This is a genomic window from Proteus sp. PR00224, from assembly GCF_016238105.1.
In the GTDB taxonomy this organism is placed as follows: Bacteria; Pseudomonadota; Gammaproteobacteria; order Enterobacterales; family Enterobacteriaceae; genus Proteus.
This window is the reverse complement of sequence record NZ_JAEHQU010000003.1, coordinates 303,151-326,101: the sequence shown is the minus strand read 5'-3', so window position 1 is coordinate 326,101 and position 22,951 is coordinate 303,151. Positions and strand designations below refer to the sequence as shown.

The following is a 22,951-nucleotide window of genomic DNA, read 5'->3' as shown; positions in this document are numbered from 1 at the left end:
AATAAAAGTGCCAGTTGGTAAAGATGAACCTTATTCAGGTATCGGCATTGCCGTTGTGTATTTAATTTTTTCCATTGCGAAGTTAGAAGTCACATCAATAAGACCCGGTACGCCATTAACCATACGCTTATAAAATAGGTCGTAACTTTTCATGTCTACTACTTCAACATGCATTAGATAATCACACTCACCCGCCATTCGATAGAATGTCAGTACTTCTGGCATTTGCTTAACAAATGAAACAAACTGTTCGTACCATTCGCTATTATGTTGCTGTGTTCTAATCATAACAATAACGGTTAGACCTAGCCCGATTTTTTCACTATCAAGCAGCGCAACGCGCTTACGAATATACCCTTCATCCTCTAGTCTTTTCAATCGTTTCCAGCAAGGTGTTGAGGTTAGGTTAACAGCCTCAGCCAAAGTATTCAGTGAGAGGCTTGAATCTTCCTGTAACAGCGCTAATAGTTTACGGTCAATCTTATCTAACATAGATACTCCTTCAAAATATGCCCCTACAAAAAATAATGATAACCTGCCCCTTACTATAAGAGTAATCATCTAATGATAAATCGGTAATAAATTGCCATAATATATGTACTTTTATGCGTACTAATCCTTATAGAAATTCAATATTCAGGAGTATTCTGATGAAAAAAACGGTCGTTGTCTTTAGTGGTGGACAAGATTCGACAACCTGCCTTATTCAAGCGTTGGAAGAGTACGATGAAGTACATTGCATTACATTTAATTATGGGCAACGCCATAAAGAAGAAATTGAGGTAGCACAAAAAGTTAGTCAATTACTAGGTGCAACCGCTCATAAAGTTTTAGATGTAAGTTTACTCAACGAACTCGCCATCAGTAGCTTAACTCGAGACAATATTCCTGTTCCTGATTTCAAAGAAAGTGAAGAAAGTGATATTCCTAGTACCTTCGTACCAGGTAGAAATATCCTTTTCCTCACTTTGGCTACAATTTACGCTTATCAAATTGGTGCAGAGAGTGTCATCACTGGTGTTTGTGAGACAGATTTTTCTGGTTACCCTGATTGTCGTGATGAATTTGTAAAAGCTCTGAATCATGCTGTCAGCTTAGGTATTGCTCGTGATATTCAATTTATCACGCCATTAATGTGGCTAGATAAAGCCGAAACGTGGGCTCTCGCTGATTACTATAAAAAGTTAGATTTCGTTCGTCATGAAACTTTAACTTGCTATAACGGTATTCAGGGGGATGGCTGTGGTGAATGCGCAGCTTGTCATTTAAGACAACGCGGATTAAACACCTACTTAGCCGATAAAACACCAATTATGCAGACAATGAAACAGAAAGTGGGTCTTAAATAATCATTGGAATTACCTTATTAATTATCACTGCTACCTGCCATTCTATTCACTTATGCAGTGATAATTCATCAATTATTATCACTGCATTAAATTATCTTAGATTAGCCTGAAAGCATTTAATAAGAGCTCTCTAATACTCTCTTTGTGTATTAGGAAGATTGGCGTACATATTCAAGCTTCTCTCTTAACTGTTCTGTTAATGTCAGTGCTTTTTTGGTATTGATATCAACAAGAACAAAAGTAATTAATGCATCAGAGATAAGCGCACCGTCTTTTTTTCTCACAATCTTTTGAGAAAGTACGCCACTTTTAATTCCCACTTCAGCAACATCACAATCAATAAGTAGCTCATCACCTAAACTTGCAGGTAAGCGATAATTGATATTGATATTAGCAACCACTAATGCCAAGCCATTGCGCTTAAACCAATCAAAATCTAAATGTTGCTCAATCCAATCCCATCGAGCTTGTTCTAAAAACTCAAGGTAACGCGCATTATTCACATGTTCAAAAACATCTAAATGAAAGCCATAAACTTTAATTAACGTACTCATATCAATTTATTACCTCTTGATTATTCTAATAAACTTTTTATAAAGTTTTTTTGCGATACCATAAATATAGCCAAGAAAATAAATTTAGTAATTTCTGATATAGGTTTATCTTGTTTTCTTTTAACAAAGAAAACGCTAAGAAAACGTGTTTCTCTTATCAAAATAAAAATCAAAGAGAAACACGGAGATTTTCAATCAGTATTCACGTTTCTGCTATCACTTATACTCAACATCGTATAAGAATGAATACCTTAATTAATAACGATAAAATCACGATTTTGATCAACTAACTTCATACCAATTCCAAAAACTTTTTCAAGTTCATCAATAGAGGTAAAACGCCCTAACTGTTCGCGGTAATCAATAATGGCTTGCGCTTTCGCTTTTCCGATCCCTTTTAATCCCATTAGTTCATCTACTGTTGCTGTATTTAAATTAACTTTACCTTCTGCACTGGCTTTGTTTTCTTTAGCATCACGAGCAACAGATGAGTGAGTTTCAATAGAAACTGTTGGTGTTGAAGCAGGTGTTTCTTCTGCATAAGAGAGAGGAGAAAGCCCTAATCCCAAGGCAAGACAGATAGAAGCCATAAAACCTGACAACATTTTTTTATCCATTTTCATAATCATAATTTCCTTTTATTCAATAATTTTAAATTCAATAGCAAACAGAGATTTCTGAATGCAGAAAAAGAATGCCAATATACTGATAAATCATCAATTGTATAAAAAGAGAACTACGAGAAGGCAGGAAAAATAAAAATGAATAAAAGAAACATTACAAGAAATTGTCGGGCTTGCTCTCAAATATGAATTTTTCGAAAAGCGAAGCATTTACTTCAATGATCAAGAATAGTAACCATAAAAAAACCCAGCTTTATGCTGGGTTTTCAATGCAATAACTCAAATTCGATTATTGATAATCTTTATCAAAAATTTCAATTTTAGCGTTATCTTTTAGGTCACGTAATATGAGTTGTAACGCTTCTTCGCCCATCTGAGCACGATAGAGATTAGTCATAAACTCTAACTGTTCAGATGTTGGTTTGCCGTCTGTTACGCTATCTAATTGAATAAGGACAACTTTAGTACCTGGTACATTAGTCATACCATACTCTTTTTTGCCTTCAGCTGGCTTTGGCATAGAGAAAATCGCGGTTTGTACTACATCTGTTGCAGATGAGTGAACAATGCTTTCTTCACTACCAAACGAAATGTTAGCAGCTTTCAGTGCTTCTTCGCCTTTACCTTCTTTTAATGCAGCTAAAAGTTTTTGGGCTTCTGCATTCATTGCTTGCGATGCTTTTTGCTGTTTAACCAGCATAACAACTTGATCACGTACTTTGTCTAATGGTTGGGTTGCTGAAGGCTTGTAACCTTCTACACGCACGATAAATGCACTGTCATTACCTAACGTCACCATGTCTGAATTCATGCCTGTTGGGCCATTTTCATCCACTAATGAACCACCAAAAATTAACTGAGTGAGTTTTTCATTATTTAATGGTGCAGGAACCGTATTTTCATCAAACCAATCAGTATTAACCACGGTCACGTTGCCCGCATTTGCAGCAGGAGCTAATGTGTCGTTGTCATTAGATGCAGCTTGGCTCACTTTTTGTTGTAATGCGAAGAAATCATCAATTGCTTTGTTTTCACGCATTTTTGCCAGTAAATCTGTTTTCACTTCATCAAATGGTTTTACAACAGATTGTTTGACATCATCAAGGCGGAAAATTGCGTAGCCATTGCTGATTTTAACAGGTTCAGAGATTTGACCTTTTTCTGTCAAACTTGCATTAGCAAGCTCTGGTAACTCTTGTCCAATAGTTATCCAACCTAAAGAACCATTTTGTTTCTTAGAGAAACTATCAATAGATTTTTCTTTCACTAACGAAACAAAATCAGCACCTTTTTTCAGCTCGTCTTCTGCCGCTTTAGCTGCTGCTTCATCAGCTAAGACTAAGATGCTGTACTGTTTCTGTCCTGCTGCCGTGAACTCATCAATATTACTATCGTAGTAAGCCTTTGCTTCTTCATCAGTAATGTTGATCTTATTAAAATCTTTTTGAGCATTTAATTGGATATAGCTAATTTTAAATTGCTCTGGCGCGATGAACATTTGGTTATTTTGCTCATAGAACGCTTTCACTTCTTCATCAGATGCCGTTTCTTTTTCAAGGAATGGCTGAATGTCTAATGATGCTAAACGTACATTACGGCTTTGTAGCATTAATCCCGCAAATTCTTTAACTTCGCTATCTAAGGCAAAATCCGTACCTTGGATAGAAAATTTTAATTGCTGATTAATAAGGTTTTGACGAATACCTTCTGCAAAAGCATCTGCATCAATATTATTGCCTTTCAATAAATCGACATATTTTTTATTGTCAAATTTGCCGTCAGTTTGAAAGTAAGGAAGTGCAAAAATGGCATCTCTAATTTGCTGATCACCGGCTGAAATACCCAGATTTTGTGCAAATTGATCAAGTAATGCTTGGTTGATCAGTAAATCAAGCGCTTGTTGGCGAATAAGTTTCTGACCTTCTTCTGATGAAGCAAGAGCAGCAAAATTTTCACCCATATCTTGTTGTAATTGAGCACGACGTTGCTGATAAGTTTGCTCTAATTGAGAACGGCTAATTTTATATCCGTTAACTTCAGCTGCATCATTAACGCCTGAACTAAAGAGATATCCGCCCACACCAGTTAGGACGAAGGAGAGGATGATCACAGCTAATAATATCTTTATAAATGGATTATTAGCAGTGGAACGAATGTTGTCCATCATAACGAGACGAGGCTCCGTTTGGTGAAATAAAAATTATTTTTTATGGGTGTTACACGACTATTTTGAGCACAGCGAAAAGATAATATGCCCATGCTGGCTTAATATCAAAATGTCACGACACGCGACAATCATTAAAAACAGCCAGTCCCGTATTAATGCGCAGTCTTAACACGCACTTTCTATAACTAAGAAAAAACTAAACAGCATTATTTGATTCATTGATTACGATAACCATTTAACTCACCACTGAATCATTCATTGTTGTCTATTTCAGTTATAGAACAACGCGTCATTCTATCAAATGACTACTTCAGTTTCACGTCTTATCGCCAGAGAATACAAGGTTTAATCGTGATTTATAACCTAAAAAAGAAAAGCGCATCTCAAAAAGATGCGCTTCATTTTTTAATTGAGTCGTTTTCTGTTTACCCATAACGTTAAGCTAATAACAAATTGGCAGAAAATAAGTTCAACTATTATTGATTAACTGCGTCTTTTAAGCCTTTACCTGCACGGAATGCAGGAACTTTTGCAGCTTCAATTTGAATTTCTTTACCTGTTTGTGGGTTACGGCCTGTACGAGCTGCACGATCACGTACAGTGAAAGTACCGAAACCTACTAATGCTACATCATCACCTTTTTGTAAAGATTCAGTGATAGAAGCAACCAGAGCATCTACAACACGACCTGCTGCCGCTTTTGAGATATCTGCATTTGCAGCAATTTTGTCGATCAGTTGAGTTTTATTCACGCTTTCATCCCCATAATTTTATGCGTTATTTTTCACCATTAATGGCAAATTTTGCAAACGTCGTTATATCAAGCCTTTTTAGATATAGCAAGACCGATAAAACAGCATTTTTAATTAAAATCCCCATTAAATTAGCGACACAAAAAAAGGCTGGCAAGCTTTTATTACTTATCCAGCCTTTTTTTTAGCTATTATTTATGACTAATATCACTCTTTAGTGTGATTTATCAGTCACAACTTCCATGCCAAACGGCGAGTTTTGCAGGGCTAGCGATAAAACTTCCTCAATTGTTTTCACCGGGTGAATATCCAGGTCAGCAACAATATTTTCAGGAATTTCTTCTAAATCACGTTTATTTTCATCAGGGATAAGAACTGTCTTAATTCCACCACGATGTGCAGCAAGTAACTTTTCTTTCAGTCCGCCAATTGGCAAGACATGTCCGCGTAACGTAATTTCGCCCGTCATTGCAACATCAGAACGCACAGGATTACCTGTTAGGCTTGATACCAATGCAGTGCACATTGCGATACCTGCACTTGGACCATCTTTTGGTGTTGCGCCTTCAGGAACGTGTACGTGTATATCACGTTTTTCATAGAAATCGCTATTAATACCAAGTTTATCCGCACGAGCACGAACTACCGTCATTGCCGCTTGAATAGACTCTTGCATTACTTCACCTAAAGAGCCGGTGAATGTCAGCTTACCCTTACCTGGTACACTTGCTGTTTCAATAGTCAGTAAATCACCACCAACTTCTGTCCATGCAAGTCCTGTTACCATCCCTACTCGGTTTTCTGTGTCAGCACGACCGTAATCAACTTTACGAACACCTAAGTAGTCTTTGAGATTATCTTCGTTAATCTCAATATGTTTGATTGTGCTATCCATTAGCAGTTGTTTTACTGCTTTACGGCATAATTTAGAAATTTCACGCTCTAAACTACGTACACCCGCTTCACGCGTGTAATAACGAATAATGCCCATAATTGCGCTGTCATGGATTGTCAGCTCACTTGGTTTTAACGCATTACGTTCAATCTGTTTTGGTAACAAATGTTGCTTAGCAATATTCAGTTTTTCGTCTTCGGTATAACCTGATAAACGAATAACTTCCATACGATCTAACAACGGTGCCGGTATATTCATGGAGTTAGATGTCGCCACGAACATCACATCAGACAGATCGTAATCAACTTCCAGATAATGGTCGTTAAATGCGATGTTTTGTTCTGGATCTAACACCTCTAACAGTGCAGAAGCCGGATCGCCTCGCATGTCTGATGACATTTTATCAATTTCATCTAACAGAAAAAGAGGGTTTTTAACGCCAACTTTCGCCATTTTCTGAATTAATTTGCCTGGCATAGAACCGATGTAAGTACGACGGTGACCACGGATTTCAGCTTCATCACGCACACCACCTAACGCCATACGAACATATTTACGGCCAGTTGCTTTAGCAATAGATTGACCCAGCGAGGTTTTACCCACACCTGGAGGCCCTACTAAACACAGGATTGGCCCTTTAATTTTGCTAACACGAGACTGTACCGCGAGATATTCAAGGATACGCTCTTTAACACGTTCTAAACCGTAATGGTCAGTATCAAGAACTTCTTGTGCTTTCACTAAGTCTTTTTTAACTTTGCTACGGCTATTCCAAGGAACTTGAACCATCCAATCAATATAGCTACGCACAACCGTGGCTTCTGCTGACATTGGCGACATCATTTTTAATTTCTGAAGTTCCGCTTCTGTCTTTTCTTTTGCCTCTTTTGGCATTTTAGCAGCGTCGATTTTACGTTTCAGCGATTCCATTTCATCAGGTGCATCATCCATCTCACCTAATTCTTTTTGAATAGCTTTCATTTGTTCATTGAGATAATACTCACGCTGACTCTTTTCCATCTGCTTTTTAACGCGGTTACGAATGCGTTTTTCAACTTGTAGCAGATCGATTTCTGATTCCATCATTGCCATTAAATATTCAAGGCGTTCTGTGACATCAGACATTTCAAGTACAGCTTGCTTATCTTTTAATTTCAGCGGCATATGAGAAGCAATGGTGTCTGCTAATTTCGCTGATTCTTCGATAGCATGTAATGAGGTCAATACCTCTGGCGGAATTTTTTTATTCAGCTTGATATAACCTTCAAACTGATTAATCGTTGTACGATTTAAGACTTCCTGTTCGCGCTCATCAACGGCTGGCGTTTCAAGGTATTCTGCTTTCGCCTGAAAGTATTCACCATTGTCAGATAACGTCGTAATTTTGGCACGACGAATACCTTCAACAAGCACTTTCACTGTTCCATCAGGCAGTTTTAGCATCTGTAAAACAGACGCAACTGTACCAACAGAAAAAAGATCATTAACACCTGGTTCGTCAGTAGATGCATCTTTCTGCGCAACCAGCATAATTTGTTTGTTGTCGTTCATCGCAGCTTCTAAGCAATGAATAGATTTTTCACGACCAACGAACAACGGGATCACCATATGCGGATATACAACGACATCACGTAATGGCAATACAGGTATTTCAATACGTTCTGGACGCTCAGGATTCATAGAGCTCTCTCTTCGTTTTTAGCTTAACGCTTTTACAGGTAATTTTATTCGCATGTCACCAAATAAAATTAATTCCACGGATTGTCAAAATATATAAGGGCACTTTTCTGACATTCAATAGCCTTACCCATTAAAAAAACAAAATGAGGGAAAATTCCCTCATTTTTATTGCGTTGGCGCGCCTTATCTTAAATTTCCCTCTTATTTTGAGAGAAAACTAGATAATGTCAGACAAGAGACATTGCCAAATTACGATGTATTATTCACCAGACGCTTGGTTTTCTAGCTGACTATAAATAATCAGTGGCTCAGATTTTCCATTAATAACGCCTTCATCAATGACCACTTTTTCTGCATTTTCAAATGAAGGAAGGTCATACATCGTATCAAGTAATGCTGCTTCAACAATCGAACGTAAACCACGCGCACCTGTTTTACGTACCATGGCTTTTTTCGCAATCGCAGTCAGCGCTTCCTTACGAAATTCTAAATCTACACCTTCTAATTTAAATAATGCCTGATATTGCTTAGTCAGTGCATTCTTAGGTTCTTGTAAGATTTGGATTAATGCTTCTTCGTTTAATTCGCCGAGTGTTGCAACAACAGGTAAACGACCAATAAATTCAGGGATAAGACCAAATTTAATCAGATCCTCTGGCTCAACTTGAGCTAATAATTCACCTTCGCTAGCTTTCTCTTTTTGGCTTTTAACTTCTGCACCAAAACCGATACCTGAATGTGTATTTAAACGTTGTGCGACAACTTTATCGAGCCCAGCAAATGCACCACCACAAATAAAGAGGATTTTAGAAGTATCAACTTGTAAAAACTCTTGTTGTGGGTGCTTACGCCCGCCTTGAGGAGGCACAGAAGCCACAGTGCCTTCAACTAATTTCAATAATGCTTGCTGTACACCTTCACCAGACACATCACGAGTGATTGATGGGTTTTCAGATTTACGGGTGATCTTGTCAATTTCATCAATATAAACAATACCACGTTGTGCTTTTTGCACATCGTAATCGCATTTTTGTAGCAGTTTTTGAATGATGTTTTCAACATCTTCACCCACATAACCCGCTTCTGTCAGCGTTGTGGCATCTGCCATAGTAAAAGGAACATCAAGGTAGCGTGCTAATGTTTCTGCTAATAACGTTTTACCGCTACCAGTAGGACCAATCAGCAAAATATTACTTTTTCCCAGCTCAACACCATTGGCTTTATCGCCATTACGCAGACGTTTATAGTGGTTATAAACGGCAACAGCCAAAACTTTTTTAGCCAATTCCTGACCGATAACATAGTCATCAAGGTGCTTACGGATTTCATGTGGCGTTGGCAATTCACTGCGTTCATGATGAGGCGCCAGTTCTTTTATTTCCTCACGAATGATATCAACACAAAGATCGACACATTCATCACAGATATAAACCGACGGACCAGCGATCAATTTTTTTACTTCATGCTGGCTTTTACCGCAGAAAGAGCAATACAGAAGCTTCCCTGAGCTATCTTTGCGCTTATCTGTCATCAGTCAACCTCACTTAGTTATTCTTCTTATTCAATTAATAAGAAGAAGAAAGACTTTTTACATAGAGATATTAATAGCCGTTTCCTTTGCGCGATTCTATAACAAAGGAAACGTGTTAATTCAATTGCTATTACAACGTGTAATGATTAGCTACGTTGAGTATAGACTTTATCCACTAATCCGTATTCTAACGCTTCGTTAGCGGATAAGAAACGATCACGCTCAGTGTCTCTTTCTATTTCTTCAATAGATTTACCTGTATGTTGAGCCATTAGCTCATTCATACGGGATTTTACTTTCAAAATTTCTTGAGCATGAATTTGAATATCTGTTGCTTGACCTTGGAAACCACCTAATGGTTGGTGGATCATCACACGAGAGTTAGGTAAGCAAATACGTTTACCTTTCGCACCAGCAGATAATAAGAAAGCGCCCATTGAACACGCCTGTCCCATACAAATGGTGCTCACATCTGCTTTGATATACTGCATGGTGTCATAAATAGACATACCCGCGGTAATCACGCCACCTGGTGAGTTGATATACAGGTTGATGTCTTTCTCTGGGTTTTCTGCTTCTAAAAATAGCATTTGAGCAACGATAAGATTAGCCATGTGATCTTCAACTTGGCCAGTCAGGAAAATAATACGTTCTTTTAATAAACGTGAGTAAATGTCGTAAGAACGCTCTCCTCGCGAAGTTTGCTCTATAACCATCGGCACCAGAGCCATATTAGGTGCGAATTGTTCCTGTGTGTCGTTAAATGACATGTCTGTCTCCTATTGCATTCTTATTGGTGCCAATGACAACAATTTTACTTGAGATAATTGATCATGACCATTTCTAATGATCTAATCTCTCACAAGACATTCAAGGCGCCTCGCGAGGAGTGATAAAGAGAATATAGAATTATCTGGAGATAATCGCTCAAATTTCAAGGCAAAATTTGATAAATATATACAAACTGAAAAAAACCCGTGGTAAAAACCACGGGTTTTTGCTTAAAACCGATATTCGCGGTTAAGAATTAACCCATTTGAACTTCGTTCATCAGTTCAGTGAAGTTAGTTTCTTTTTCAGTTACTTTAGCATTTGCTAAGATTTTTTCTACCGCTTGCTCTTCTAACGCAAGATTACGGATGTTATTCATCAGTTGTTCGTTCTTGTTGTAGAACTCAACAACTTCTGATGGATCTTCATAAGCTGAAGCCATTTCGTCGATCAGTGCATTCACACGGTCGTCTTCTGCTTTCAGTTCATTACTATTGATCACTTCACCTAACAGTAATCCAACGATTACACGACGTTTAGCTTGTTCTTCGAACAGTTCACGAGGTAATTGCAGAGCTTGTTTCTCGTCGCCACCAAAACGTTGAGCTGCTTGACGTTGCAGAACTTCGATTTCACTGTCAACAGCGGCTGCTGGTACGTCAACTTCGTTTGCTTTAACTAAGCCATCGATAACTTGTGATTTAACACGAGTACGGATTGCATTTTTCAGTTCTCGTTCCATGTTTTTACGTACTTCAGCACGTAAACCATCAACAGAACCATCAGCAATACCAAAACGCTTGATGAACTCTTCAGTTAATTCTGGCAGTTCACGCTCTTCAACTTTTTTCAGGTTGATAGCGAATTGTGCTTTTTTACCTTTCAGGTTTTCAGCGTGGTAATCTTCTGGGAAAGTCACATCAATTGTGAATTCTTCGCCAGCTTTATGACCGATAACGCCTTCTTCGAAACCTGGGATCATACGACCTTGACCCATTGCCAGTACGAAATCTTCAGCTTTTCCGCCTTCAAATTCTTCACCGTCAATAGAACCGTTGAAATCAACAGTTACGCGATCTTCTGCTGCAACTTCGCCGTCTTTGTCTTTCCACTCTGCTTGTTGCTTACGCAGTGTTTCTAACATGTTATCAACGTCTTCGTCTTTAACAGTAACAACAGGTTTTACAACTTCAATGCTTTCCAGATCTTTCAGTTCGATTTCTGGGAAAACTTCGAATTCTACAGAGTAAACAAAGTCTTCACCTTCTTTGTATTGCTCTGGTTTGTAGTCAGGCGCGCCAACTGGGTTTACTTTGTTTTCGATGATAGCGTTAATGAAATTACGCTGCATCAGATCACCCAGAACATCATTCAGCACTGACATACCGTAACGCTGTTTAACCATTGACATTGGAACGTGACCTTTACGGAAACCATCAATGCGAACAGTTTTAGCAGCTTTTTTCAGTTCACTGTCTACAGCAGTTTGGATATCAGCGGCTGGTACGGTGATTGTGACACGACGCCCTAGGCCTTGAGTCGTTTCAACAGAAACTTGCATCTTGTTACCTCAAAATAAGTTTTAGTGCTCGGTCTACTTTAAAGGAAACTAACATGATATTGACATGTTTAGGTTTATTTTCCTTTCAGAACCGGGGCCGCCACATTTAAAAAAACGAGGATCCCTGATATCAGAAGCATCCCGAAACCTTACTGAAAATTAGACGCGACATTATAACGATCTAGAGGGGTTGAGTCGAGAAAGAGCCGTTTTATTCCTCAATTTTTTCATAAAATCGAGCAACTCACCCCTTTTTCCCTCTATAAAGAACAAAAAATACGCATCTTAGGATCTATTTACTCACGATTAACGATAAGGTTGTTAATCTTCTTGGCTTCCGCCACGACACCCAGGAGAACGCAATGCTTTATCCTGCTGTTCATTCCATTCGCTCAAAGTAAAAGTGTGTAATGCTAATGCATGAACACCATTTTCCATTTCATGAGCTAATGTTTGGTACACATCACGATGGCGCGAAACACTACGTTTCTCATTAAAATCATCACAAACGATAATGACTTTAAAGTGGCTTTCAGAGCCTTCGGGCACATTATGGCGATGGCTTTCGTTTATTACTTGTAAAAAATGCGGTGAAAAGCGTGAAATCAGCTTATTCTCAATATCATCACGGATCATCTCTGCCCCTAATACTCTAGCCTTTATACCACGGCAAACCAAAAACAAGTCAACCAGACTATATCGATTTAGTCGTTATCAATACAAAATGATGGGCTTATTCTTTTTAATTTTGCTGATGATAATCGCTTATTTTTCATCTTGAGTAAAACCATTGACCGAATATTGTCAAATACATGAGCAAAAATGAGAGTAATTTGAAATAAAATCAATTGATAAAATCAGATAATTTCGTTCGTTAAGGGGATATTAGCAACCTACCAGCAGTGGTATGATAGGCTAAAGTTTGAAGCCTATTCTACTTGTTAACACAACAGACATATTTAACCGAGATTACCTCATGATTAAAAATTTACTCTGTGCTGTTTTTGCATTAACACTGCTTTCAGGTTGTGCAACTCCTAGTAACAAATTATCTATTGAGCCCACGATGTCAGTTCCTGCGGCTGACCCTACGATGCGCCCTATTTCACTGAATATTTCAAGCCAAGACAAACGTGCATCAAAAAATCTAGCGGAAATCAACCGTAACGGTAAATTAGATATCCTTGTTCCATCTCGTGACATTGCATTTTTAATGCAAGAAGTTCTACAAAAGCAAATGGCAGCGCGTGGTTTTATGATGGGTTCTCCTGCTTCTGCTGATGTGATTATTGTTATCAATAAACTCAGTGCAGATGTGGGTGAAGGAAGTGTTCGTCATAATATCAGTGCAAAAGCGGATATTTCAGTTATCGTCACCTTACCGAATGGCAGTTCTAATACCAAAACATTCCGTACTAGCTACAATGTTCAAGGTCCATTTGGTGCAACTAATGAGAAAATTGCCGCAGCGATTAACAATGTCTTAAGTGAACTCGTTAGCGATATGGCAAAAGACGCTTCAGTCAGTCAATTTATCAAATCTAACGCCCGTTAATTTTATTAGAATAAACGACCTGTTATCTCAAACAGGTCGTTGAAAGGAATTTTTGCATGGTTCAGCCCACCTTCAAACAAACCACTTGGTATAAATCATTTATTCTTCTATTACTTGGCTTTACTTCTGGATTACCTCTGGCACTCACAGCGGGTACATTACAAGCTTGGATGACAGTAGAAGATATCGATTTAAAAACCATTGGTTTTTTCTCATTGGTGGGACAAGCCTATGTTTTTAAATTCCTCTGGTCACCCTTTATGGATCGCTATACCCCATCTTTTCTTGGTCGACGCCGAGGATGGATGTTGCTCACTCAAATAGGGTTAGTGCTTGGTATTGCAGGGATGGGCTTTTTAAATCCTAACGACCATTTATGGTGGCTTGCCTCTTTAGCTGTCATTGTTGCCTTTTGTTCCGCTTCACAAGACATTGTTTTTGATGCCTATAAAACCGATATTTTAAAAGCCGATGAGCGTGGTACTGGTGCTGCAGTTTCTGTATTAGGCTATCGCATAGCAATGCTTGTTTCTGGAGGAATGGCGCTTTGGTTAGCGGATAAATATATTGGCTGGCAAAACATGTACTGGTTAATGGCTGCCTTAATGGGTATTGGTATTATTGCCACATTACTTGCCCAAGAGCCAGAAACCGCCGTAAAGCCGCCACGTACACTCTATGAAGCTGTTATTGAACCTTTATATGAGTTCTTCTCTCGTAATAATGCTTGGCTAATTTTACTGCTTATTGTGCTGTATAAAATGGGTGATGCCTTTGCCCTTAGTTTAAGTACTACTTTTCTGATCCGCGGTGCTGGATTTGATGCTGGTGAAGTAGGATTAGTGAATAAAACACTTGGGCTTGCCGCCACGATTGTTGGGGCATTACTAGGTGGTTTATTAATGCGCCGTTGGAGTTTATTTAAAGCACTGATGATTTTTGGTATTTTGCAAGGCGGTTCAAATATCGGTTATTGGTATTTAGCTATTTCTGAGCAAAGTATTTATAGCATGGGTGCAGTAGTTGCATTTGAAAATATCTGTGGCGGTATGGGAACAGCAGCATTTGTTGCCCTCTTAATGACGCTTTGTCATCTCTCCTTTTCAGCAACACAATTTGCGTTGCTCTCGGCTCTCTCTGCGATTGGTCGTGTTTATGTTGGCCCAGTTGCAGGCTGGTATGTTGAAAGCCATGGTTGGGAAGCATTTTACCTTTTTTCTATTGTTGCTTCTGTACCCGGTCTTATCTTGCTGTTGATTTCGAAAAACACACTTATTTATACGCAAAAAACAGGTGAATTCCTTAGAAGAACTTTGTTTATTAAACAATACCGTTTTGCTATTTATGGTTTGATGCTGACTGTTCTTTTCTTTCTTTGTAGTTTAATTCTTGTGATCACAAATTCACTACCAACTTTAGAAATGTTCCAGTCTGTCGATTTTATTCAATCAATAGATACTGATAGATTAAGTTCTTGGGCTTCAACACTCTTTTTATATGGTGTTATTGTTGGTGCGGTAAGCCTTGTCTTTGGCACAATCCTAGATTATTTAGCACTTAAGAAAACAACACACTAATCTTGTTGCTTTCTTCACTATATTCGTCAGAAAAAAGGACAGCTTAAGCTGTCCTTTTTGTATTCTTAATAGAGAAAACAGTAAGTGACTATTTAAATAATGTTGAACTATCTAAATAACCTAACTTTGACTGATTTACCTTTGATTTTACCTTGTTGCAGCTGTTTCCAGACTTGTTTTGCAATAGATTGTTTCACAGCAACATAAGCATGTGTTGGGTTGATCATAATTTTACCAATATCGGCACCATTGAAACCCATATCACCCGTTAATGCGCCTAAAATATCACCTGGGCGCATTTTGGCTTTTTTACCACCATCAATACATAATGTTGCCATTGTTGCTTCAAGAGGCGTAATTTGTAGCCCAGTAGGTACTGGTAACCAATTTATCTTCATATGAAGCATCTCTTCTAAAGCGTTAGCACGCTGAATTTCTTCTGGTGCACAAAAGCTAATCGCCAATCCACTTTCACCCGCTCTGGCTGTACGGCCAATTCGGTGAACATGCACTTCAGGATCCCACGACAATTCGTAGTTAATCACCATTTCTAACGCTTTAATATCAAGTCCACGAGCTGCAACATCTGTTGCTACTAATACACGACAACTCCCATTAGCAAAGCGAATCAGCGTTTGGTCACGCTCTCTTTGTTCCATATCGCCATGTAAAGCAAGCACACTTTGGTTGCTTTCTGTCAGTGTTTCATACACATCTTGGCAATCTCGCTTTGTGTTACAAAATACAACGCAAGAGGCAGGCTGCTCACGACTTAACAGCTTTTGCAGCAATCCTATTTTTCCATGACGAGATATTTCATAAAACTGCTGCTCAACAGCAGGAAGTTCATCAACAGAGTTTATTTCAATAGTTACTGGATTTTGCTGAATTTTACGGCTAATTGCTGCGATCTCATTTGGCCAAGTTGCAGAAAAGAGTAACGTTTGACGTTCCGTTGGCATACGAGAAACAATATCGTTGATATCATCAAAAAATCCCATATCCAACATTCTGTCTGCTTCATCTAATACCAATGTTTTCACATCATCTAAAGTGACAGTCTCTTTTTTTAGGTGATCAAGCAATCTACCTGGTGTTGCAACAATAATATGTGCAGCATGTATTAATGAATCACGTTGGATACTAAATGGAACGCCACCACACAGCGTTAATACTTTGATATTTGGAAGGTAACGAGCAAGGCGACGTAACTCATTTGCAACTTGATCAGCAAGTTCTCGCGTTGGACATAAAATAAGTGATTGAGTATTAAACTGTTTTGCATCAATGTGTTGCAAAAGCCCCAAACCAAAAGCAGCTGTTTTACCGCTGCCTGTTTTTGCTTGAGCGCGAACGTCTTTTCCTTCAAGAATAGCGGGCAAAGCGGCTTCTTGAACTGGAGTCATAGTGAGATAACCCAATTCATTAAGGTTAGCGAGTTGTTCAGTAGGAAGTGCGTTAAGTTCAGCAAATGAGGTCACAATGAAAATTCCAAGTAAGATAAAAACGAATATTGGTTAATGATACTATCCCTTTATTCCTGTGTCGTGAGGTATTTTTACGCGACTTTTACTACATATTTTTCTTTCTTCTTTTAATTTCTTTTTTCCTTGCCAAAAAAACCAGTTATTAAGCGCTCAATCCATTCAAAAAAGATAAAATAATAAAAATAAACTAAACAATACTAAAATTCCTACTTTTAATTATCAATTTAATATTCTAGAAATAGATCTTAATTTCAAAATTATGATCTACAAATTTAAATTTAGTAGTTTATAGTTTCAAAACATATTAAAAAACAAATTCATCGCGAACTTATTTCATTAAATTTAATTGAGATTAATAATGATAAAAAAAACATTTTTATTAACCATCGCAAGTACACTTTCTTTATCAGCTCAAGCTAGCTATTTAGGTGGCTTCGCTAATACCAGTATCAATTATCTTGATTGGACTTCTCATACAACACACAAAACAGGGAAATCTTCTCATAAAGATGATTTTGCCTATTTAGAGCTTGAAGGTGGTGTCAATTTTTCATGGGGCGAATTTTATGGCTTCTTTGATCTAGAAAACCCATTTAATCCTCGGAAAACACAACCGGGTGATAATCAACGTTATACCGTTAAAGCAACAAGCCGTATTTATTTAGGTGAAAGTCCTTTTAATTTATACGGGCATGTTTACGGCACATGGTCACTTCCAGGAAAAGAGAACGGTGGCAACTTCCATGAAGTTAATACGCTTTACGGTCTAGGCTATAACACACAAATTGATAATTTATGGTTTAAACCATTCGTTGCGCTTCATTATGTCGATCAAACTTATTATTCAGGAAATAATGGCTACGTCGTTGGTTGGGTTGCTGGATATGATTTTTCCATTAGAGATCATAAGTTTAGCATTAGCAATTGGCATGAAATGGAATTTAGCCGTCATAAGCGTTACGGCAATGGCGGGCAAAATGGGTTCAATGGCGCTTTAGCTTTTTGGTGGCATCCAACGACCTCTATTACTACGGGTATTCAATATCGTTATGCTTATAAAAAGCTAGGCGAAGATTTTCTGCAAGACGGCATTATATATAGCTTGAAATATAATTTTTGATCGTTAATTGTTAATTTTTATTACAGCGAAAGCATTTTTATTCGCTGTAACCTTTTTTTATCACTTAATGAAAAACTTTCTCATTGGATATAAATATTCATCAAATCACTAATTATCCATATAAAAAATCAAACAAGCATCAAATATAGATATTAAACATCAATATAAAAAGGATTTTACCTATCAACTCTCCTCCGACCTCTAATTTGTTATTTTTTAATCAGAATACGTTTTCTTACACTTTTTACTGCATTTTTATTTGTAAAAATATGTATTTATTTTAAAAATATGGTACTTTATGAAATTATAGTTAATACGCAATAATTAAATTAACATTTATTTAATATTTTGATTACTTGTGATCACATTAACACAAAAGACTAACCAATCACTTACTTACCATTACAATTGTTTACACTGTCGCAACCTTACCGTAAAATGTCCTTACTGATACTGATGAAACAACAATAGAACCTTTGTCATTTGGGTCGTTGGATGAGACTTATGAAATACATAAAAAGTATTGGGACACTTTCGCTATTAGTTGCAGCTCTTCTATTAAGTGGCTGTGATATGGCGTTAATGAATCCCAAAGGCGCTATCGGCGCTGAGCAAAAAACATTAATCCTCATTGCGCTTGGTTTAATGTTAATTGTTGTGATACCGGTAATACTGATGGTGATTGTTTTCGCTTTTCGCTACCGTGAATCTAATACTAAAGCCACCTATCGCCCAAACTGGGCTCACTCAAATAAAATTGAACTTGTCGTTTGGACTGTGCCAATTATCATTATTGTGATTTTGGCAACGATTACATGGAAAACAACCCATGAGCTTGATCCTTACAAACCATTAGAGTCCACAGAAAAACCTGTCACCATTGAAGTTGTTTCAATGGATTGGAAATGGTTATTTATCTATCCAGAACAAGGTATTGCAACAGTTAATGAACTGGCTTTCCCTACTAATGTTCCTGTTAATTTCAAAATCACTTCTGACTCTGTCATGAACTCATTCTTTATCCCTCGCTTAGGTGGACAAATCTATGCGATGGCAGGAATGCAGACTAAATTACACTTAATTGCTAATGAACCTGGTGAATATCAAGGTATGTCAGCTAGTTATAGTGGACACGGTTTCTCTGATATGAAATTTACAGCGATTGCGACACCTGATCGTGCCGGTTTCGATGCGTGGGTTGAAAAAGTCAAACAATCGTCAGATACGTTAAATACGACCGCTGCATTTAATGAACTTGCTAAACCAAGCCAGAAAAATCCAGTGACCTACTATTCAAGCGTGAAGCCAATGTTATTCCAAGAGACCATTTCTAAATTTGGTCACACAGGTCATGGCGCTCACACCAGTGGCAATCAGACAGCACATGCTGATGCAACAATGAATATGAACATGAGCCATGCGGCGCATGCAGGAGCAGAGGAATAAAGGCATGTTCGGAAAATTAACTCTCGATGCAGTCCCGCTACATGAACCCATTATCGTAGTCACTTTACTCGGTATTGTTCTTGGTGGACTTGCTGTTGTTGGCGCTTTAACTTATTTCCGCAAATGGAAATGGTTATGGAGCGAATGGTTAACCAGCGTTGACCATAAAAAAATTGGTATTATGTATATCATTGTTGCAATGGTCATGATGTTCCGTGGCTTTGCCGATGCGATTATGATGAGAAGCCAACAAGCGCTTGCCTCCGCAGGTGAAGCGGGTTTCTTACCACCTCATCACTATGATCAGATTTTTACCGCACACGGCGTTATCATGATTTTCTTCATGGCAACACCTTTCGTTGTGGGTCTGATGAACCTTGTTGTACCTTTGCAAATTGGTGCTCGTGATGTGGCCTTCCCTTTCCTTAACTCACTGAGCTTCTGGTTCTTTGTAGTTGGTGTGGTACTAATCAACCTTTCTTTAGGTATTGGTGAATTCGCACAAACAGGTTGGTTAGCTTATCCACCACTTTCTGGCTTGGAGTATAACCCAGGAGTCGGGGTCGATTATTGGATATGGAGTTTACAGATATCCGGTATTGGTACGCTTCTAACGGGGGTTAACTTCTTCGCGACTATCCTGCGTATGCGTGCACCGGGTATGAGCATGATGAAAATGCCCGTATTCTCTTGGGCGGCTTTATGTACTAACGTCCTAATTATTGCTGCATTCCCAATTTTAACAGTCACTATTACGCTGTTAACTTTAGACCGCTATCTTGGTACGCACTTCTTTACCAATGATATGGGCGGTAACATGATGATGTACATCAACCTTGTATGGGCTTGGGGTCATCCAGAAGTTTATATCCTCGTTCTGCCAGTATTTGGTGTGTTCTCTGAAGTTACAGCAACATTCTCTAAAAAACGGTTATTCGGTTATACCTCTTTAGTTGGTGCAACTGTCGTTATTACCGTGTTGTCATTTATCGTTTGGTTACACCACTTCTTTACCATGGGCTCTGGCGCCAACGTCAATGCCTTCTTCGGTATCGCCACGATGATCATCGCTATACCAACAGGGGTTAAAATCTTTAACTGGCTGTTTACGATGTATCAAGGTCGTATCGAATATAAAAGCCCAATGCTGTGGACTATCGGTTTCCTTATCACCTTCTCTGTTGGAGGAATGACTGGGGTTCTGTTAGCCGTTCCGGGTGCAAACTTCGTTTTACATAACAGCTTATTCTTAATCGCTCACTTCCATAACGTCATTATTGGTGGTGTAGTATTTGGTTGTTTCGCTGGTATGACTTACTGGTTCCCTAAAGCATTTGGTTTCACTCTGAATGAAAAATGGGGTATCCGTGCATTCTGGTTCTGGTTTATCGGCTTCTTTATGGCCTTTATGCCACTGTACATTCTTGGCTTTATGGGTATGACTCGTCGTTTAAGCCAAAATATCAATCCAGAATTTAACCCAATGCTGCTTGTTGCTGCTGGTGGTGCTGCACTGATTGCTATCGGTATCGCTTGCCAAGTTGTTCAAATCTACGTGAGTATCCGTGACCGTGATCAAAACCGTGATTTAACGGGTGATCCATGGGGTGGACGTACTCTGGAATGGTCAATTTCTTCACCTGCTCCGTTCTATAACTTTGCCGTTGAACCTAATGTTCAAACTCGTGATGAGTGGTGGGATCAGAAAGAAAAAGGCACAGCTTATCAGCGCCCTGCTAAATACGAACCTATCCATATGCCTAAAAATACAGGCGCGGGTGTGATTATTTCAGCATTTAGCTTAGTCCTTGGTTTTGCCATGATCTGGCATATCTGGTGGTTAGCTATCGTTGGTTTCGCTGGCATGATTGTCACTTGGATCGTGAAAAGCTTTGATACAGATGTGGATTACTATGTCCAAGTACCTGAAATTGAAGCTATCGAGAATAAGCATTATGAAGAACTGAAAAAAGCAGGTGTGAAATAATGTCTACTCAAACTGTAAATAACACAAACGCCCATGAGCATCATGGGCACCACGATGCAGGAGCGACGAAAGTTTTCGGCTTCTGGATCTACCTAATGAGCGACCTTATCCTGTTTGCCAGCTTATTCGCCACTTATGCGGTGCTTGTTAACGGGATTGCGGATGGTCCTTCAGGTAAAGAGATTTTTAGCTTACCGTTTGTTTTAGTTGAAACCTTCTTACTGCTATTTAGTAGTATCACTTTTGGTTTCGCTATGCTGAGCATGAATAAAGGTAGCGTTAGCCAAGTTAATCTATGGTTATTTGTGACTTTCTTATTCGGCTTAGGTTTCGTCATCATGGAAGTTTACGAATTCCATGAGCTAATAGCAGAAGGTTATGGCCCAGATCGCAGTGCATTCTTATCTGCATTCTTTGCATTAGTTTCAACGCACGGTCTTCACGTAACTGCGGGTTTAATTTGGATTGTTATTATGATGATCCAAGTATCACGCCGTGGTTTAACTGAAGTTAACCGCACTCGTTTAAGCTGTTTAAGTCTGTTCTGGCACTTCCTTGACGTTGTCTGGATCTGTGTGTTCACCGTAGTTTATCTGATGGGAGCGATGTAATGAGTCATCCAAATACTTCTCCTTCAGGCGCAAGCCACGGCAGCATGAAGTCTTATCTGATCGGCTTTATTCTGTCTGTTATCCTCACCGTTATTCCATTTTGGATGGTGATGGAAGGAACAGCGACACCAGCAACAATTCTATGGACTGTTGTCGGTATGGCAGTTGTGCAGATTGTGGTTCACTTAGTCTGCTTCTTGCATATGAATACGTCATCAGAAGAGCGCTGGAACGTCGTCGCATTCCTGTTCACACTGCTTATTATCGGCATTGTTGTCGTAGGCTCGTTGTGGATTATGTACAACCTGAACATCAATATGATGATGGATTAAGAGTTGTCGCTATGATTAAGCAATACCTACAAGTCACCAAACCAGGAATTATTTTCGGAAATTTAATTTCTGTAATAGGTGGTTTTCTTCTCGCTTCTAAGGGTGAGATTGATTACTCCCTATTTTTCGCGACTCTACTTGGGGTGTCTCTGGTCGTTGCTTCTGGTTGTGTTTTTAACAACTACATTGACCGTGATATTGACCGTATCATGGAAAGAACGAAGAATCGTCCATTAGTTAAAGGATTAATTGACCCTCAAATTAGCCTGATTTATGCCTCAGTTTTAGGTATTGCAGGTGTTGTGCTGCTCTATGTAGCAGCCAACCCACTTGCAATGTTTATCGCTGTATTCGGTTTTATTATTTATGTTGGGGTTTATAGCCTCTATATGAAGCGTAAATCTGTTTATGGCACACTGATTGGAAGCTTATCTGGCTCTGCACCGCCTGTTATCGGTTATTGTGCCGTTAGCGGTGAATTTGATGCAGGCGCGGCAATCCTATTACTTATCTTTAGTTTGTGGCAAATGCCTCACTCTTATGCCATTGCTATTTTCCGTTTTAAAGACTACCAAGCTGCAAATATCCCTGTATTACCTGTGATTAAAGGGATCTCAGTAGCTAAACGTCATATCATTCTCTATATTCTGGCGTTTATGATTGCAACCTTAATGCTGACATTAGTCGGTTACGCGGGTTATAAATACCTGATTGTAGCTTCAGCCGTTAGTATTTGGTGGTTAGGCATGGCTTTATCTGGTTACAAAGCAACCAATGATATTGTGTGGGCACGAAAATTATTTATTTTCTCTATTGTCGCAATCACTTCATTAAGCGTAATGATGTCTGTTGATCCAACAAGCTCAACAGAAGCGGTTCTTGCGTATCTAAGATAATGTATTTACTAAAGTAACCCAAATACCAGTCAGCCTTCTGACTGGTATTTTTTTTAT

20 protein-coding genes are annotated in these 22,951 nt (G+C 38.6%); 9 read left to right on the top strand and 11 right to left on the bottom strand.

Annotated features, from left to right (window positions below; genetic code table 11):
• Nucleotides 1-30: 30 nt before the first annotated feature.
• Nucleotides 31-492: an Lrp/AsnC family transcriptional regulator gene (locus JEP71_RS07440; protein ID WP_036911686.1), complete on the bottom strand. Its 462-nt coding sequence runs from the start codon at nt 490-492 to the stop codon at nt 31-33.
• 158 nt (nt 493-650) lie between these two features.
• On the opposite strand from JEP71_RS07440, the gene queC reads away from it, so the two are divergent.
• Nucleotides 651-1,349: a 7-cyano-7-deazaguanine synthase QueC gene (gene queC / locus JEP71_RS07435; protein ID WP_198626017.1), complete on the top strand. Its 699-nt coding sequence runs from the start codon at nt 651-653 to the stop codon at nt 1,347-1,349.
• 149 nt (nt 1,350-1,498) lie between these two features.
• On the opposite strand, the gene JEP71_RS07430 is transcribed toward queC, so the two are convergent.
• The 9 genes from JEP71_RS07430 to bolA all read right to left on the bottom strand — a co-directional run bounded on the left by JEP71_RS07430 (nt 1,499) and on the right by bolA (nt 12,519).
• Complete coding sequence (locus JEP71_RS07430; protein ID WP_099074223.1) at nt 1,499-1,903, bottom strand: acyl-CoA thioesterase; 405 nt, start codon at nt 1,901-1,903, stop codon at nt 1,499-1,501.
• A 251-nt stretch (nt 1,904-2,154) separates the two neighbouring features.
• Nucleotides 2,155-2,526 carry a ComEA family DNA-binding protein gene (locus tag JEP71_RS07425; protein ID WP_232797552.1) on the bottom strand — a complete coding sequence of 124 codons (372 nt, stop codon included), beginning with the start codon at nt 2,524-2,526 and terminating at the stop codon, nt 2,155-2,157.
• A 289-nt stretch (nt 2,527-2,815) separates the two neighbouring features.
• Nucleotides 2,816-4,693, bottom strand: a complete 1,878-nt coding sequence (ppiD, locus tag JEP71_RS07420) for a peptidylprolyl isomerase (protein ID WP_198619359.1) — start codon at nt 4,691-4,693, stop codon at nt 2,816-2,818.
• Between the two features lie 476 nt (nt 4,694-5,169).
• Nucleotides 5,170-5,445: a nucleoid-associated protein HU-beta gene (hupB, locus tag JEP71_RS07415; protein ID WP_036911695.1), complete on the bottom strand. Its 276-nt coding sequence runs from the start codon at nt 5,443-5,445 to the stop codon at nt 5,170-5,172.
• A 214-nt stretch (nt 5,446-5,659) separates the two neighbouring features.
• Complete coding sequence (gene lon / locus JEP71_RS07410) at nt 5,660-8,020, bottom strand: endopeptidase La (protein ID WP_198619358.1); 2,361 nt, start codon at nt 8,018-8,020, stop codon at nt 5,660-5,662.
• Nucleotides 8,021-8,279: 259 nt separating this feature from the next.
• Nucleotides 8,280-9,551 carry an ATP-dependent protease ATP-binding subunit ClpX gene (gene clpX / locus JEP71_RS07405; protein ID WP_023580862.1) on the bottom strand — a complete coding sequence of 424 codons (1,272 nt, stop codon included), beginning with the start codon at nt 9,549-9,551 and terminating at the stop codon, nt 8,280-8,282.
• 146 nt (nt 9,552-9,697) lie between these two features.
• Nucleotides 9,698-10,321 carry an ATP-dependent Clp endopeptidase proteolytic subunit ClpP gene (gene clpP, locus JEP71_RS07400; RefSeq protein WP_100159251.1) on the bottom strand — a complete coding sequence of 208 codons (624 nt, stop codon included), beginning with the start codon at nt 10,319-10,321 and terminating at the stop codon, nt 9,698-9,700.
• A gap of 257 nt (nt 10,322-10,578) precedes the next feature.
• A complete protein-coding gene (gene tig, locus JEP71_RS07395) occupies nt 10,579-11,883 on the bottom strand; it encodes a trigger factor (RefSeq protein WP_023580863.1) in 1,305 nt (434 codons plus the stop codon).
• A 321-nt stretch (nt 11,884-12,204) separates the two neighbouring features.
• A complete protein-coding gene (gene bolA / locus JEP71_RS07390) occupies nt 12,205-12,519 on the bottom strand; it encodes a transcriptional regulator BolA (RefSeq protein WP_109371700.1) in 315 nt (104 codons plus the stop codon).
• Nucleotides 12,520-12,859: 340 nt separating this feature from the next.
• Here bolA and JEP71_RS07385 point away from each other — a divergent pair, with 340 nt between their 5' ends.
• On the top strand, nt 12,860-13,438 hold the full coding sequence (locus tag JEP71_RS07385; RefSeq protein ID WP_198619357.1) for a YajG family lipoprotein: 579 nt from the start codon (nt 12,860-12,862) through the stop codon (nt 13,436-13,438).
• Nucleotides 13,439-13,494: 56 nt separating this feature from the next.
• A complete protein-coding gene (gene ampG / locus JEP71_RS07380; RefSeq protein WP_198626013.1) occupies nt 13,495-15,015 on the top strand; it encodes a muropeptide MFS transporter AmpG in 1,521 nt (506 codons plus the stop codon).
• Between the two features lie 107 nt (nt 15,016-15,122).
• Here ampG and dbpA read toward each other — a convergent pair whose 3' ends face one another.
• On the bottom strand, nt 15,123-16,496 hold the full coding sequence (gene dbpA, locus JEP71_RS07375; protein WP_198626011.1) for an ATP-dependent RNA helicase DbpA: 1,374 nt from the start codon (nt 16,494-16,496) through the stop codon (nt 15,123-15,125).
• A gap of 352 nt (nt 16,497-16,848) precedes the next feature.
• Between dbpA and JEP71_RS07370 the strand changes: the two genes are divergently transcribed.
• From JEP71_RS07370 to cyoE, 6 genes are all read left to right on the top strand, one after another.
• Entirely contained in the window at nt 16,849-17,622 is a 774-nt protein-coding gene (locus JEP71_RS07370; protein ID WP_442958806.1) for a nucleoside-specific channel-forming Tsx family protein, read from the top strand.
• Between the two features lie 495 nt (nt 17,623-18,117).
• Entirely contained in the window at nt 18,118-19,068 is a 951-nt protein-coding gene (gene cyoA, locus JEP71_RS07365) for a cytochrome o ubiquinol oxidase subunit II (RefSeq protein ID WP_109371710.1), read from the top strand.
• A 4-nt stretch (nt 19,069-19,072) separates the two neighbouring features.
• Nucleotides 19,073-21,055, top strand: coding sequence for a cytochrome o ubiquinol oxidase subunit I (cyoB, locus tag JEP71_RS07360; protein ID WP_198619353.1), 1,983 nt, complete (start codon nt 19,073-19,075; stop codon nt 21,053-21,055).
• The gene (locus tag JEP71_RS07355; RefSeq protein WP_036932890.1) at nt 21,055-21,666 is read left to right on the top strand and encodes a cytochrome o ubiquinol oxidase subunit III; all 612 of its coding nucleotides are present in this window, start codon (nt 21,055-21,057) and stop codon (nt 21,664-21,666) included. The genes cyoB and JEP71_RS07355 overlap by 1 nt, the downstream gene beginning before the upstream one ends.
• The gene (locus tag JEP71_RS07350) at nt 21,666-21,998 is read left to right on the top strand and encodes a cytochrome o ubiquinol oxidase subunit IV (protein ID WP_006535101.1); all 333 of its coding nucleotides are present in this window, start codon (nt 21,666-21,668) and stop codon (nt 21,996-21,998) included. The genes JEP71_RS07355 and JEP71_RS07350 overlap by 1 nt, the downstream gene beginning before the upstream one ends.
• An 11-nt stretch (nt 21,999-22,009) precedes the next feature.
• On the top strand, nt 22,010-22,894 hold the full coding sequence (gene cyoE, locus JEP71_RS07345) for a heme o synthase (protein WP_100159245.1): 885 nt from the start codon (nt 22,010-22,012) through the stop codon (nt 22,892-22,894).
• Nucleotides 22,895-22,951: the final 57 nt, after the last annotated feature.